This is a genomic window from Pollutimonas rozaliensis (assembly GCF_048751585.1).
Taxonomy (GTDB): Bacteria; Pseudomonadota; Gammaproteobacteria; order Burkholderiales; family Burkholderiaceae_B.
Genome location: NZ_JAZHOB010000066.1, coordinates 1 through 279 on the forward strand (window position 1 = coordinate 1; position 279 = coordinate 279).

Sequence of the window (279 nt, forward strand, 5' to 3'; positions counted from 1 at the left end):
TGGATAAAGAACTTAAAGTGATGGATTTGGCGGCCTTTACTCTGGCTCGCGATCACAACATGCCAATCCGTGTCTTTAATATGAACAAGCCTGGCGCATTACGCCGTGTGGTACGGGTAACCCGTTTTTCACAACCGATTCTGCCGCTTGTTTACGTGGTATCGAAATTGAAGCTGACGTGGTTCTCAAAGCGACAAAAGTAGACGGCGTCTACAGTGCTGACCCTGTAGCCAATCCAGATGCGCAACTGTATGATAAGCTGGGTTACAACGATGTACT

The 279-nt window shown here is 47.7% G+C and carries 1 pseudogene; it reads left to right on the forward strand.

Annotation, left to right across the window (positions count from 1 at the left end):
- Positions 1-109 precede the first annotated feature (109 nt).
- Positions 110-279: pseudogene (locus V0R37_RS21985) on the forward strand (amino acid kinase family protein); the annotation flags it as partial.